The organism is Uliginosibacterium sangjuense, from assembly GCF_059132465.1.
In genome coordinates this window covers 2,510,402-2,523,977 of record NZ_CP101132.1, presented here as the reverse complement: position 1 = coordinate 2,523,977, position 13,576 = coordinate 2,510,402, and the positions used below count along the sequence as shown (strand labels likewise).

The 13,576-nt window shown below is 65.1% G+C and carries 10 protein-coding genes; all 10 read left to right on the top strand.

Going from position 1 to position 13,576, the window contains the following annotated elements; genetic code table 11:
- Window positions 1-91: 91 nt before the first annotated feature.
- The 10 genes from rpsA to NMB43_RS11620 all read left to right on the top strand — a co-directional run bounded on the left by rpsA (window position 92) and on the right by NMB43_RS11620 (window position 13,508).
- Window positions 92-1,798 (top strand): 30S ribosomal protein S1, encoded by a 1,707-nt coding sequence (gene rpsA, locus NMB43_RS11665; RefSeq protein WP_494348334.1) that lies wholly within the window; start codon window positions 92-94, stop codon window positions 1,796-1,798.
- Window positions 1,799-1,810: 12 nt separating this feature from the next.
- Window positions 1,811-2,095: an integration host factor subunit beta gene (locus NMB43_RS11660; RefSeq protein ID WP_494348333.1), complete on the top strand. Its 285-nt coding sequence runs from the start codon at window positions 1,811-1,813 to the stop codon at window positions 2,093-2,095.
- 80 nt (window positions 2,096-2,175) lie between these two features.
- Window positions 2,176-2,460 carry a LapA family protein gene (locus NMB43_RS11655; RefSeq protein ID WP_494348332.1) on the top strand — a complete coding sequence of 95 codons (285 nt, stop codon included), beginning with the start codon at window positions 2,176-2,178 and terminating at the stop codon, window positions 2,458-2,460.
- Between the two features lie 5 nt (window positions 2,461-2,465).
- On the top strand, window positions 2,466-3,641 hold the full coding sequence (lapB, locus tag NMB43_RS11650; RefSeq protein ID WP_494348331.1) for a lipopolysaccharide assembly protein LapB: 1,176 nt from the start codon (window positions 2,466-2,468) through the stop codon (window positions 3,639-3,641).
- Between the two features lie 39 nt (window positions 3,642-3,680).
- Window positions 3,681-5,003 carry a UDP-glucose dehydrogenase family protein gene (locus NMB43_RS11645; RefSeq protein WP_494348330.1) on the top strand — a complete coding sequence of 441 codons (1,323 nt, stop codon included), beginning with the start codon at window positions 3,681-3,683 and terminating at the stop codon, window positions 5,001-5,003.
- A complete protein-coding gene (rfaE1, locus tag NMB43_RS11640; protein WP_494348329.1) occupies window positions 5,000-5,950 on the top strand; it encodes a D-glycero-beta-D-manno-heptose-7-phosphate kinase in 951 nt (316 codons plus the stop codon). The genes NMB43_RS11645 and rfaE1 overlap by 4 nt, the downstream gene beginning before the upstream one ends.
- A 14-nt stretch (window positions 5,951-5,964) precedes the next feature.
- Window positions 5,965-6,975 carry an ADP-glyceromanno-heptose 6-epimerase gene (gene rfaD, locus NMB43_RS11635; RefSeq protein WP_494348328.1) on the top strand — a complete coding sequence of 337 codons (1,011 nt, stop codon included), beginning with the start codon at window positions 5,965-5,967 and terminating at the stop codon, window positions 6,973-6,975.
- Between the two features lie 159 nt (window positions 6,976-7,134).
- The gene (fdxA, locus tag NMB43_RS11630; RefSeq protein WP_494348327.1) at window positions 7,135-7,458 is read left to right on the top strand and encodes a ferredoxin FdxA; all 324 of its coding nucleotides are present in this window, start codon (window positions 7,135-7,137) and stop codon (window positions 7,456-7,458) included.
- 90 nt (window positions 7,459-7,548) lie between these two features.
- Window positions 7,549-10,239 carry a PD-(D/E)XK nuclease family protein gene (locus NMB43_RS11625; protein WP_494348326.1) on the top strand — a complete coding sequence of 897 codons (2,691 nt, stop codon included), beginning with the start codon at window positions 7,549-7,551 and terminating at the stop codon, window positions 10,237-10,239.
- Window positions 10,236-13,508, top strand: coding sequence for a UvrD-helicase domain-containing protein (locus NMB43_RS11620; protein ID WP_494348325.1), 3,273 nt, complete (start codon window positions 10,236-10,238; stop codon window positions 13,506-13,508). The genes NMB43_RS11625 and NMB43_RS11620 overlap by 4 nt, the downstream gene beginning before the upstream one ends.
- The last annotated feature ends 68 nt before the right edge of the window (window positions 13,509-13,576 follow it).

Here is a 13,576-nt window from a genome sequence, read left to right as displayed (position 1 = left end):
ACGGCGTGGATGGTGCAAGGCCATCTGCGTTGTCCCCGGTTTTATCAACTTACCCAAGTACGCCATGTTTTGCATGGTGCCGAGTCCTTACATGTCATCCACCTCTGTTGAAACCATGGAAAGCTTTGCCGCGCTCTTCGAAGAGAGCCTGAACCGTCAGGAAATGCGCGCCGGTGAAGTGATCACTGCTGAAGTTGTTCGCGTCGACCAGAACTTCGTGGTCGTGAACGCGGGCCTGAAGTCCGAGAGCTACATCAACGTCGACGAGTTCCGCAACGACCGCGGCGAACTCGAAGCCAATCCGGGCGACTATGTCCAGGTTGCCATCGAATCGCTCGAAGACGGCTTCGGCGAAACCCGCCTGTCGCGCGACAAGGCCAAGCGCATCGCCGCCTGGAACTTCCTCGACGCTGCACTGAACGAAGGCACCCTGGTCAAGGGCGTGGTGACCGGCAAGGTCAAGGGTGGTCTGACCGTCATGACCAACGGCATCCGCGCGTTCCTGCCGGGTTCGCTGGTCGACATGCGTCCGGTCAAGGACACGACCCCGTACGAAGGCAAGGAATTCGAATTCAAGGTCATCAAGCTGGACCGCAAGCGCAACAACGTCGTCGTGTCGCGCCGCGCCGTGCTCGAAGTGACCATGGGCGAAGAGCGTGAAAAGCTCCTGGCCAACCTGGCCGAAGGCACCATCGTCAAGGGTGTGGTCAAGAACATCACCGACTACGGCGCGTTCGTTGATCTGGGCGGTATCGATGGTCTGCTGCACATCACCGACCTGGCTTGGCGTCGTGTCCGTCACCCGTCCGAAGTGCTGGCCGTGGGCGACGAAGTCACCGCCAAGGTGCTGAAGTTCGACCAGGAAAAGAACCGCGTCTCGCTGGGCATGAAGCAGCTGGGCGAAGATCCGTGGGTCGGCATCTCGCGCCGTTACCCGGCCGGTACCCGCCTGTTCGGCAAGGTCACGAACATCACCGACTACGGCGCGTTCGTTGAAGTCGAGCAAGGCATCGAAGGCCTGGTGCACGTGTCCGAAATGGACTGGACCAACAAGAACATCCACCCGACCAAGGTTGTCCAGCTGGGCGACGAAGTCGAAGTGGCCATCCTGGAAATCGACGAAGACCGTCGTCGTATCTCCCTGGGCATGAAGCAGTGCATGGCCAACCCGTGGGACGAGTTCGCCGAGAACCACAAGAAGGGCGACCGTGTGAAGGGTGCCATCAAGTCGATCACCGACTTCGGCGTCTTCATCGGCCTGGCCGGCGGCATCGACGGCCTGGTTCACCTGTCCGACCTGTCCTGGAGCCTGCCGGGCGAAGAAGCGATCCGCAACTTCAAGAAGGGTGATGAGCTGGAAGCCGTGGTGCTGGCCATCGACATCGAGAAGGAGCGCATCTCCCTGGGCGTCAAGCAACTGGATGGGGATCCGTTCACCTCCTTCGTCGCTACCCACGACAAGAACAGCCTGGTCAAGGGCACGGTCAAGTCGGTTGACGCCAAGGGCGCCGTGATCGACCTGGGCGGCGACGTCGAAGGTTACCTGCGTGTCTCCGAGTTCTCGCGTGAGCGTGTCGAAGACCTCAGCTCCGTGCTGAAGGCGGGTGAAGCCGTTGAAGCGCTGATCATCAACGTGGACCGCAAGTCGCGTTCGATCAACCTGTCGATCAAGGCCAAGGATCAGGCCGAACAGAACGAAGCCATGCAGAAGCTGGCTTCCGACAATTCGGCTGCCAGCGGTACCACCAACCTTGGTGCGCTGCTCAAGGCCAAGCTCGACAACGCGCAACAGCAATAATCCGCGCGGTTTATGACCAAGTCGGAGTTGATTGAGCGTTTGTCCGCGCGCTTTCCGCAGCTCGGCGTCAAGGACGCCGAGCTGGCGGTCAAGGTGGTGCTCGATGAGATGTCCGCGTGCCTGTCGCGCGGGCAGCGCATCGAGATTCGCGGCTTCGGCAGTTTTGCACTCAATTACCGTCCGCCGCGCGTGGGTCGTAATCCGAAGTCCGGTGAGAAGGTCATGGTGCCCGGCAAGTACGTGCCGCACTTCAAGGCCGGCAAGGAATTGCGCGAGCGTGTGGATGTCGGGCTTTGATTGCCAGCGCAAAGTTTGATCAGGAAGGCGACCGTAAGGTCGCCTTCTTTTTTACACGGTGCTGACGGATAATGCCGGCCATGAAAATTCTGATCTGGCTGCTGCGCATTGCGTTGTTTGTCGTATTGCTGGCATTCGCAGTCAAGAATGACGGGGTGGTGGTTCTGAGGGTGTTTTTCGGTGGTGAATACCACGTACCCTTGGTATTGCTGGTGCTGATCACCTTTGCTGCGGGCGTATTGCTGGGGGCCACTGCCACCTTGACCCGCCTGTTTGCGACCCGCCGCGAGCTGCGACAATTGCAGGAGCAGGGTGCTCCCTCCCTGAGCGTGCGTTCGCGCACCGACAACCCCGAGGCGTTCTGATCACAATGGATTTCGAGCTCTGGTGGCTGGTCTCCTGGCCAGTCTTTTTTGCGTTTGGCTGGTTTGCCGCGCGCATCGACATCAAGCACTTGCTGCGCGATTCGAGCACCATGCCGCGCTCCACGCTGCAGGGATTGAATTTCCTTCTCAACGAGCAGCCGGACAAGGCCATCGATGCCTTTCTGGAGGCGGTCAGCGTGGATCCGCAGACCGTCGAGTTGCATTTCGCCCTGGGTAGCCTGTTCCGTCGCCGCGGTGAGGTCGACCGTGCGATCCGCGTGCACCAGGTGCTGATCGAACGCGAGGATCTGAGCGAGGAGCAGCGTCTGCAGGCTCTGGATGAGTTGGGTCTGGACTACCTCAAGGCGGGGCTGCTGGATCGTGCAGAGCAGGTGTACCTCAAGCTCAAGGGGACGGTGCGCGAGGACAAGGCGCTCAAGGCCTTGCTCGAGATCTACCAGCAGGAGAAGGCCTGGCAGCAGGCCATCGAGGTGGCCAAGCTGCTGCCGGAACGCAGCAGCCACCTGTGGGAGCGGGACGTCGCGGAGTTCCATTGCGAGATCGCCGCCAGCCAGTTGGCGCTGTCGCGCTTCGACGAGGCAAGGGCGCAGGCGGAGTTGGCGCTGTCGATCAACCGCAAGTGCGTGCGCGCCAATGTGATCCTGGGGGACATCGCGGCCGCACAAGGGCGGCTGGATGAGGCACTGGAGTACTGGCGCCGGATCGAGCAGCAGCAACCGGAGTACCTGGCCCTGGTGGCCGAACGCATGATGGATGCCTACCGCAAGAGCGGGCGCGAGAGCGAGGGGATGTTGTTGTTGCGCTCCTATCTCTCGCAATATCCCACGCTCGATCTGCTGGAAGCGGTTTTCCAGTGGGAGATGGACAAGCAGGGTGCGGAGGCCGCCTACGGCTTGGTGCGCGACGAGCTGCGCCGCAACCCGACCCTGCTGGGGCTGGAGAAACTGCTGGAGGCTGCCGTGCTGACCGCGCCGGCTGAGAAGCGGCATGACGTCGAGATGGTCAAGGGCTTCATTCATGGCCACACCCGCAAGGTGGCGCGCTACCGTTGCGAGGAGTGTGGCTTCAAGGCGCGGCAGTTCTACTGGCGTTGTCCTGCCTGTGGCGGCTGGGAGACCTATCCGCCCAAGCGCACCGAGGAATTCGATCTGGCGCCCTGAGCGCCCGGTCCGGCCAATTCATACATCGAGCGATAAAGCATGAAGATCACGGTTGTTGGAACGGGTTACGTCGGACTGGTGTCCGGTGCCTGTCTGTCGGAAGTGGGCAATGACGTGCTGTGCCTGGATCTGGATGCGGAGAAGATCCGCATCCTGGAGGAAGGCGGCATCCCGATTTTTGAACCCGGTTTGCTGGAGATGGTGAAGCGCAACGTCGCAGCCGGTCGCCTGCACTTCACGACCGATGTCGAGCGCGCGGTGGCGCATGGCTCGATCCAGTTCATCGCGGTGGGGACGCCGCCGGACGAGGATGGCTCGGCAGACCTGAAGTACGTGCTGGCGGCGGCGCGCAATATCGGCCGTCTGATGACCGACTACAAGGTCGTGGTGGACAAGTCGACGGTGCCGGTCGGCACGGCCGACAAGGTGCGTGCGGCGATCGCCGAGGAACTGGCGGCGCGTGGTATCGAGGTGCCCTACAGCGTGGTGTCGAACCCCGAGTTCCTGAAGGAAGGCGCGGCGGTCGAGGACTTCATGCGCCCTGATCGCATCGTCGTGGGGGCCGAGGACGAGCAGGCGATCCACCTGATGCGCGCGCTCTACGCACCCTTCCAGCGCAACCATGAACGCCTGATCGTGATGGATGTGCGCTCGGCCGAACTGACCAAGTACGCCGCCAATGCCATGTTGGCCACGCGCATTTCCTTCATGAACGAATTGGCTCTGCTGGCTGAGCGCCTGGGGGCTGACATCGAGTGGGTGCGCCAGGGCATCGGCTCCGATCCGCGTATCGGCTACCACTTCCTGTACGCGGGCTGTGGTTACGGGGGTTCCTGCTTTCCAAAGGATGTTCAGGCCTTGATCCGGACGGGCGGTGATGCTGGGCAGGACCTCAAGATCCTGAACGCGGTCGAGGCCGCCAACGAGCAGCAGAAGCATGTGCTGGTCGACAAGATCGTCGCGCGCTTCGGCGCTGACCTCAGTGGCAAGCGCCTGGCTTTGTGGGGGCTGGCCTTCAAGCCGAACACCGACGACATGCGTGAGGCGCCGTCGCGGGTGATCGTGGCGGAGCTCTTGCGGCGTGGCGCCAGCGTGTGCGCCTATGACCCGGTTGCGATGCATGAGGCACAACGCGTGTTCGGCGCCCTCGCCGGGCTCAGCTATGCCGAGCAGCCCATGGCGGCGCTGGACGGCGCCGACGCCCTGGTCATCGTGACCGAGTGGAAGGAGTTCCGCAGCCCTGACTTCGAGGTCATCCGCGGCAAGCTCAAGAGCCCGGTCGTATTCGATGGCCGCAACATGTTCAATCCCGATCTGCCCCGCGCGGCAGGGCTGGAGTATTTCGGGATCGGTCGCAAATGACTGCCCGGCAAAGCTTGCCCCGCATTCCCGGCACGGCTGCCGCGCGCGTGCTGGTCGTCGGGGATGTCATGCTGGATCGCTATTGGTTCGGCGATGTGAGCCGCATTTCGCCCGAAGCGCCGGTGCCGGTGGTGCGTGTCGAACGCAACGAGGAGCGCCCGGGTGGTGCCGCCAATGTCGCGCGCAACGCGGCCGCACTTGGCGCACAGGCGAGCCTGCTGTCCGTGGTGGGGCCAGACGAGGCCGCCGCCGCCTTGGCGCGCCTGGTCGAGGCGGCCGGTGTGCGCGCTCACTTGCATGCCGACGCGACACTGTCGACCACCGTCAAGCTGCGCGTCATCGGACGCCAGCAGCAACTGCTGCGCATCGACTTCGAGAACACCCCCACGCACGAGGTGCTGGCCGAGGTTTTGGAAAACTATCGCCAGTTGTTGGCGACACACGACATCGTGGTGCTGTCGGACTATGGCAAGGGCGGGCTGCATCACGTCCAAACCATGATTGATCTGGCGCGTGCCGCGGGCAAGCCGGTGCTGGTCGACCCCAAGGGCGAGGACTATTCGCGGTATCGCGGCGCCACCATGCTGACGCCCAATCGTTCCGAACTGCGTCAGGTGGTAGGGCGCTGGAAGGATGAGGCCGACTTGGTGAGCCGGGCCCAGGCTTTGCGCGGTGAGTTGGCGCTGGAGGCTTTGCTGGTGACGCGCTCGGAAGAGGGCATGACCTTGTTCCGCGACCAGGGCGCGATGCACGAAGGTACGCGCGCGCGCGAAGTCTTCGACGTGTCCGGCGCCGGCGACACCGTGATCGCCACGCTGGCCGTCATGCTGGCGGCGGGCTGCGACATGGGTGATGCGATGCGTCTATCGAACCACGCGGCGGGGATCGTCGTGGCCAAGCTGGGTACGGCTACGGTCACGCTGGAAGAAATGCAACAGGAAGCCTGAACGGAGTATCTGAAATGGGACGCTATTACGTCGTGACCGGAGCCGCAGGCTTCATCGGCTCCAACATCGTCGCCGGTTTGAATGCCAAAGGCATCACCGAGATCATCGCGGTCGACAACCTGAGCAAGGGCGACAAGTATCGCAACCTCGTCGACTGCGAGATCGAGGACTACCTGGACAAGCAGGAATTCCTGGAAGCCGTCGAGGCCGGTGAATTCGATGGCGGCGTGGAAGCGGTGCTGCACCAGGGCGCCTGCTCCGACACCATGGAGCACAACGGCCAGTACATGATGGCCAACAACTACCGCTATTCCCTGGCCCTGCTGGATTTCTGCGTCGACCAGGACATCCCTTTGCTGTACGCCTCGTCCGCGGCCACGTATGGCACGACCCAGACCTTCCGCGAGGCGCGCGAGTTCGAGGGGCCGTTGAACGTGTACGGCTACTCCAAGCTGCTGTTCGACCAGGTGCTGCGCCGGAATCTCAATGACATCCAGTCACAGGTCGTGGGCTTCCGCTATTTCAACGTCTATGGTCCCAACGAGCAACACAAGGGGCGCATGGCTTCCGTCGCCTGGCATTTCTTCAACCAGTACCAGGCCGAAGGCAAGGTCAAGCTGTTTGAGGGCTGCGATGGCTATGGCAACGGCGAACAGTTGCGCGACTTCATCTACGTCGAAGACGTGGTGAGTGCGAACCTCTACTTCCTGGAGCATGGCGAGCGCTCGGGCATCTTCAATCTCGGCACCGGGCGTGCCCAGAGCTTCAACGACGTGGCTGTGGCGACCGTCAACGCCTGTCGTGCGGCCAAGGGTGAGAGCCGCTTGAATCTGGACGAGATGCGCGCGCAGGGAATCATCACCTACATCCCCTTCCCGGATGCGCTCAAGGGCAAGTACCAGAGCTATACCCAGGCCGACATCGGTGCCTTGCGCGCGGCGGGTTATGACCGGCCGTTCAACGACGTGAACAGCGGCGTCGAGAAGTATGTCCGGGTGCTGCTGGAGCGCGCCGGCAAGTCCTGAGCCCCAACCGTAAACCCGCGCCAGGTATAGGGTTTCCTCATGCGCTCATTCCGTCGGAGGGGGCGATTTTGAATGTCCAAGCAGGCGGGCTTGGAGTATAGTCGCGCCTGCCGTAAGCACGGTGCGTCCAGCCCGTGCGCAAGTCTGGAGAGAACAAGAATGACCTATGTCGTGACCGAGTCGTGCATCAAGTGCAAGTACACCGACTGCGTGGACGTGTGCCCGGTGGACTGCTTCCGTGAAGGCCCCAATTTCCTGGTCATCGACCCGGACGAATGCATCGACTGCACGCTGTGCGTGGCCGAGTGCCCGGCCGAGGCGATCTTCGCCGAGGATGACGTGCCGGCAGATCAGCAACACTTCATCGAGCTGAACGCCGAGCTGGCGAAGGCCTGGCCGGCCATCGTCGAGCGCAAGGATCCGTTGCCCGATGCGGACGACTGGGTCAAGGTCAAGGGCAAGCTCGACCAGCTTGAACGCTGAACCCATGCGGCCGACAGGTCGCGACAGAATGAGGCGCACGCCCACCCGGCCGTGCGCCTTTTTCTTTCTCCACATGGCAGGATGGCCGGCATGAGTCTGGTGACCCACGCCATCGCGCCGGATGCGGGCTTCCTCGACGAGGCGGCGCGTCAGGTTCTGTCCTTTGCGCAATCAGCACAGGGCTTCGACCTCTCGTCGTGCAGCCTGCTGTTGCCCAATCTGAAGCTTGTCCCCGCGTTGAGCCGGGCCTTGCGCGACGCAGCGGGACAGCCCTTGTTGCTGCCACGCATCGGCACCTTGTCCAGCCTGATCGAACCCTGGTTGGCGGAGGTGTCCGCGCTGCCGGACTCCCGTCGCCAACTGATCCTGCATGCCTTGCTGAAGCAGCGTGACTGGCTGGAGGAGGGCGTGCTGTGGGACGTCGTCGGTGAGCTGACGCAACTCTTCGACACCCTCAGCGAGCATGCGGTGAGCCTGCCCGGCGATGAGGGAGAACTGGTGCGCAGCCTGGAGCGCGCGTTCCAGTTGCATGACGCGCACGCACTGAATTTCGAAGCGCGTCTCGTGCATGCCCTGTGGCGCGCTGAAGCGACCGGCGAGCCCTCTGCCGCGATGGCGCGCCTGCTGGCGGCGGGGCGCTGGGTCGATGCCTTGCAAGGGCCCCTCATCGTGCTGCTCGAAGGGGACCAGGCGGGCCCCCTGCAATCCCTGATGGAGCGGGCTGCCCAGCGGGTGCCGGTGCTGTGCCTTCAGCCGCGCCGCGCATTGGCGCAAGGGGCGTTGGCGGAACTGCTGGCGATCGCCTGGCCAGTCGCAGACAGTGAGCTCCCTTTGAGCGAACGCCTGTGCGCGGGCTCGGCGGCGATGTTGGCCGAGACGCAAGGGCGGGTGAAGCTGGTGAGCGCCGATAGCCTGGAGGATCTGGGCGGCGCCGTGGCGCAACAGGTGCTGGGCTGGCTGGATGCGGGGCTGCGCGACATCGCCCTGGTGGCCTGTGACCGCCTGGCTGCGCGGCGCGCGCGTGCGCTGCTGGAACGTGAGGGCGTGCTGGTCCAGGACGAGACCGGCTGGAAGATGGTCACCACCCGTGTGGCGGCGGTGGTCGATGCCTGGTTGGAGGTGCTCGCCACCGATGGCTGGCACCGTGCGCTGGTCGATCTGCTGCGCGCGCCCCTGCTGTTTGCCGACCTCGATCCACTGCAGCGTGCAGAAGGTGTGGCGGAACTGGAGCGTCTGATCCGCGAGAGTGGCATGGCCGACGGTCTGGACGCCCTGCACAGGCTGGCCACCGAACGCGCGCCGACGGCTCTGCCTCTGCTCGATCGTCTCCTGGCGGCGCGCGCGCGCTTCAATCCAGGGCAGGGCGCGAGCATCGCTGAGTGGCTACGTCGCCTCTACGCAAGCCTCGAGCTCCTGGGCGCTTTGCCGCATTTCGCGGCCGACCAGGCCGGGCGGCAATGGCTGGAGTGGCTACAGGCGCGGCAGGGCGAACTGGCGGCGGAAGGTGCGCGCTTCCGGTTTGCTGCGTGGCGCATCTGGTTCAACCGGCAGATGGACGCGGCGCTGTTTCGCGACGAGAGTGTGGATAGCCCGGTGATCATGACCCATCTCGCGGCGACGCGCCTGCGCCGCTTCGACGCGGTGATCCTGATCGGCGCGGACAGTGAACACCTGGCCCCGCCCGTGGCGCCCGGCTGGCTGACCCATGCCGGCGTGCGCCGCGAGCTGGGACTGCCAGGACAGGAACAGGAGCGGCGGCGCCTGCGCGAAGACCTGGCGGCTCTGATGCTGGCCAGTGGTGAGTGCGTGCTGGCCTGGCAGAGCCAGCAGCGCGACGAAGCGCGCCTGCCCGCCCCCGACCTCGCCGTGCTGGAGGCAGCACTACGCCTGATGGCAGGCGGCGCCGTCGTGCAACATGCCGAAGCACAGGCCTGTCCGCCCGCCGAATGGCCAGGGCCGACCACCCTGCCTGCGCCGGCGGTGGCACCGCAGCGAGTGCCGAGACGCCTCTCGGCCAGCGGCATGCAGGCCCTGGTCGACTGTCCCTATCGCTACTTTGCCCGCCATGTGCTGCGCATCGTTGAGCTGGAGGACCTGGTGGAGGGCATGGAGAAGCGGGATTTCGGTGAGGCACTGCACCGCATCCTGCTGCGTTTCCACCAGCGTTTCCCGTGCCTGGCCGAGGTAGGTGACGACGGCATGCTGATCGAGGCCCTGTCGCAGATGACCGAGGAGGTCTTCGCCGATGCCGTCGCACGCAACTTCCAAGACCACGCTTGGCGCCTGCGGTGGAGGGCGCAGTTGGCGGCCTACGTCAGTTGGCAGCGTGAGCGTGAGGAGGCCGGCTGGCGCTGGCAGGCCGGCGAGCTGAGTGTGACCCGCGAGCATGTGTTGGCGGACGGTCAGGTTCTGGCTTTGCAAGGGCGGATCGACCGGCTGGATGCAACTGCCGCTGGTGACCAGTCCGTCCTCGACTACAAATCGCGCGCACTCAAGCTGCTGCGTGACCAGGCGCAGGACCCGGATGACGTGCAACTGGCGTTCTACACCTTGCTGCAAGGGGAGCAGGTCGCGGAGGCTGCCTATGTGGCCCTGGATGGCGATGTACTCGGCTGTGCGCCGGTACTGGAGCCAGCAAGCCGTGCTGAGGCACTGCGTGCCTGCATCGACGACAGTTTCAACGCGCTGCTGGGTGGCGTTGGCATGCCCGCACAGGGGACGCCGACCGCCTGCGGGCGCTGCGAGATGCGCGGTCTGTGTCGCAAGGAGTGGGTGGCATGACCATGGACATGGGCGCTGAGTGCCGACAGCAGGAGCGCCTGCTGGCCCTGTCGCCGGAGCGCAGCGTGGTGGTGGAGGCCTGTGCCGGCAGCGGCAAGACCTGGTTGTTGTCCTCGCGTCTGCTGCGTCTGCTGCTTGCCGGTGTGAAGCCGGGCGAAATCCTGGCCATCACCTACACGCGCAAGGCGGCGCGCGAGATCGAGGCGCGCCTGCATGGTTTGCTGGCCGATCTGGCGGGGCTGCCGCAGGCTGAGGCGCTGGCCATTCTGACGGCGCGCGGTTTGTCTCCCGCCGAAGCCAACGAGGTACTGCCGCGCGCGCGTGGCTTGTTCGAGATGGTGCTGCATGCGCAGCCGGCCATCTGCATCACGACCTTCCACGGCTGGTTTGCCCGCCTCGTCGGGGCGGCGCCGCTGGAGAGCGGGGTGGCCGGGCGCAGCCTGGATGAAGCGGCCGGCAACCTGCTGGAAGAGGCCTGGGCAGCGCTGGCCGCTGGCTGTGCGCGCGAGCCGCAGGGCGGGCTTGCACAGGCCCTGTTGTGGCTCTACGAGCGCTCGGGCGCACATGCCGTGGGCAAGCTGATGCGGGCCTTCGTGGAGCGTCGTGCTGAGTGGCAGGTGTGGCACACGGAGCAGGGCGGTAGCCTGGGGGTCGGCGAGTGGCTGGATCTGCATTTCGGTGTCTATCGTGACCCTCTGGGGGTGCTGTTTGCCGGCCCGAGACTGGATGAGTTGGAGGCTTTTGCCCGCTTGCTGGGACAGAACACCAGTGGCGATCAGGCTCTGGGGAATGCTCTGGCCCAGGCCGTACTGGATTTGCGCCATGGCTGCGGGCCCGAGCTGGCTTTGCCCGCGGTACGTGCTGCCTTCCTGACGGCCAGTGGCGAAGCGCGCGCGCGCAAACCCAGCGCGGCCCAGGCCAAGCGGCTGGGAGGCGAAGGCGAGACGCAGTTCCTGGCCTTGCACGCACAGTGGAGCGAGCGTCTCGTCGAAGCCCTGGGCGCGCTGCAGGACCGTGACAACGCCCAGTTCAACCGGTATGCCCTGCAGGTTGGCGAGGCCTTGCTCGTGCGCCTGGAAGAGCTCAAGCGCAGTCGGCGTGTGATGGATTTCGCCGACCTGGAAGCGCAGGTTGACCGCTTGCTGGCCGAGGAGGGGACTGGCGCCTGGATCCAGGCACGCCTGGACGCGCGCTACAAGCACATCCTGCTCGACGAGTTCCAGGACACCAACCCCCTGCAATGGCGCATCCTGCGCGCCTGGCTTGACGCCTATACCCATGGCGGCATCACTCCGCCCGGCGTGTTCCTGGTCGGCGATCCCAAGCAGTCGATCTATCGTTTTCGGCGTGCGGAGCCGCGCCTGTTCAGCGCGGCGGCGGACTACTTCGCGCAGCATTTTGGTGCCCTGCGCATCGGCAATGCCCATACCTTCCGCAACGCGGGCGGGGTGGTCGAACTGGTCAACGCCGTGTTCGAGGGCTGTGCCGGGTTTAGTCCGCAGACGACCGAGCGCCAGGCCTGGCCGGCGCGCATCGAGGTGCTGCCGCTGATTCCGGTGCCGACGGCGGAGGCCTCTGCCGAGCTGGCAGAGGCAACGGATATGCGCCGACCGCTTCAGCAGCCACGCGTTGATCCGGAGGACCTGCGGCGCACCGAGGAAGCCCGCTTGCTGGCCACCCGCCTGGGCGAGATCGTCGGACGGTGGATGGTTGGCCCGCCTGATCGCCCGCGCCCGGCACGCTATGCAGATGTCCTGATCCTGACCCGGCGCAAGACCCAGTTGGGCATCTACGAGGCGGCGCTGCGTGAGGCGGGTATTCCCTTCGTGAGCCCGGGGCAGGGCGGCCTGCTCGATACGCTGGAGGCGCAGGATTTGCTGGCCGTGCTGCGCTTCCTGTCCGACCCCGGCGACAAGCTCGCCCTGGCGCACGCGCTGCGCACGCCCGCCCTCGCACTCGACGACCAGGACCTGCTGGCCATCTCGGCCGAGGAGGGAGCGTGGTGGCCAGCGCTGCTGCGCCTGGCCAGGGCCGGCCATTCGCCCGCGCTGAGCCGTGCCGCCGGCATGCTGGCGTGCTGGCGTGAGGCGGCGGCCCATCTGCCGGCACACGATCTGATCGACCGGATCTTCCATGAATCCGGCTGGTTTGCGCGCTACCGGTCTGCCGTGCCACCGGCGCAGTGGCCAGGCGTGCACGCCAACCTGCAAGCGCTGCTCGAATTGGCATTGAGTGTAGATGCGGGGCGCTACCCCAGCCTCACGCGTTTCGTCGATGAACTCAAGCGTCTATCTGCCTCGGACGAGGAGGCACCGGATGAAGGCCTGGTCGCCACCGGCGGAGGCCAGGGTCGGGTGCGCATCATGACTGTGCATGGCGCCAAAGGGCTGGAAGCGCCCATCGTCTGGTTGATCGACGCCAATGCGCCGCCTCGCCCGGCAGAAGGGCACACGGTCGCCCTCGACTGGCCGGCCGAAGCTACGACGCCGCGCCATTTCTCACTGCTTGGGCGCATGGCCGAGGCCGGTCCGGTGCGGGCCGGGCTGCTCGAAGCCGAGCGCGCTGCGGCGGAGCGGGAAGAGTTGAACCTGCTCTACGTCGCACTCACGCGTGCCGAGCAGGTGTTGTTTGTCAGCGGCGTCGCGGCGGCGCGCAAGGCTCCGACTCTCACGGCTTACCAGCGCGTGGCGGCAGCTCTACAGAAAATGGGCGCGCCTGATGGGTGCATCGGCGCCTTGCCTTGCCACGCTGCCGACGACGCCGGCAGGGCGACGCCAGTATTGGCGCAGCCGGCCAGCGAACCGCGCGCGAGCCGCCGGATCGGCAGTCTGCGCCTGCGCCCCCCCGATGTGCTCAGTGACGATGCCAAAGGCATGATCTTCGGCAGCGCCCTGCATGCCTGGCTGGAGGCGCAGGCTTCGGGCTGGCCGCTGCCTGCTGTGGCGCCCGAAGTGGAGCAGGCGGCGCGCCAACTGTTCGCCCGTCCTGCCCTGCGGCGATTCTTTGATCCGGCCTGCTATCTGCGCGCGGGGAATGAGACAAGCTTCGTGGATGCACAGGGCAAGGCCGGGCGCATTGACCGCTGGGTCGAGACCGAGGATGCGATCTGGGTGCTGGACTACAAGAGTGGGCATCCCTCGCCGGATATGCTGGACGAGTACCGCCTCCAACTGGCGCGTTACCGGACGGTCTTGCAGCAGGTGTTTGTGCACAAGCCGGTGCGCGCCATGCTGGTATTCACTGATGGTGACGAGCTTGAGGTGGTCTGATTCCATACGCTAGAGTATGGAGCCCTGCGTGCGGTGATGAACTAGGATCGAATTGTCCGCAGCCCACA

Coding starts and splice junctions, on each gene's coding strand:
- lapB (WP_494348331.1), top strand. CDS start 2,466: ATGGATTTCGAGCTCTGGTGGCTGGTCTCCTGGCCAGTCTTTTTTGCG.
- rpsA (WP_494348334.1), top strand. CDS start 92: ATGTCATCCACCTCTGTTGAAACCATGGAAAGCTTTGCCGCGCTCTTC.
- NMB43_RS11660 (WP_494348333.1), top strand. CDS start 1,811: ATGACCAAGTCGGAGTTGATTGAGCGTTTGTCCGCGCGCTTTCCGCAG.
- NMB43_RS11620 (WP_494348325.1), top strand. CDS start 10,236: ATGACCATGGACATGGGCGCTGAGTGCCGACAGCAGGAGCGCCTGCTG.
- NMB43_RS11645 (WP_494348330.1), top strand. CDS start 3,681: ATGAAGATCACGGTTGTTGGAACGGGTTACGTCGGACTGGTGTCCGGT.
- NMB43_RS11625 (WP_494348326.1), top strand. CDS start 7,549: ATGAGTCTGGTGACCCACGCCATCGCGCCGGATGCGGGCTTCCTCGAC.
- rfaE1 (WP_494348329.1), top strand. CDS start 5,000: ATGACTGCCCGGCAAAGCTTGCCCCGCATTCCCGGCACGGCTGCCGCG.
- NMB43_RS11655 (WP_494348332.1), top strand. CDS start 2,176: ATGAAAATTCTGATCTGGCTGCTGCGCATTGCGTTGTTTGTCGTATTG.
- fdxA (WP_494348327.1), top strand. CDS start 7,135: ATGACCTATGTCGTGACCGAGTCGTGCATCAAGTGCAAGTACACCGAC.
- rfaD (WP_494348328.1), top strand. CDS start 5,965: ATGGGACGCTATTACGTCGTGACCGGAGCCGCAGGCTTCATCGGCTCC.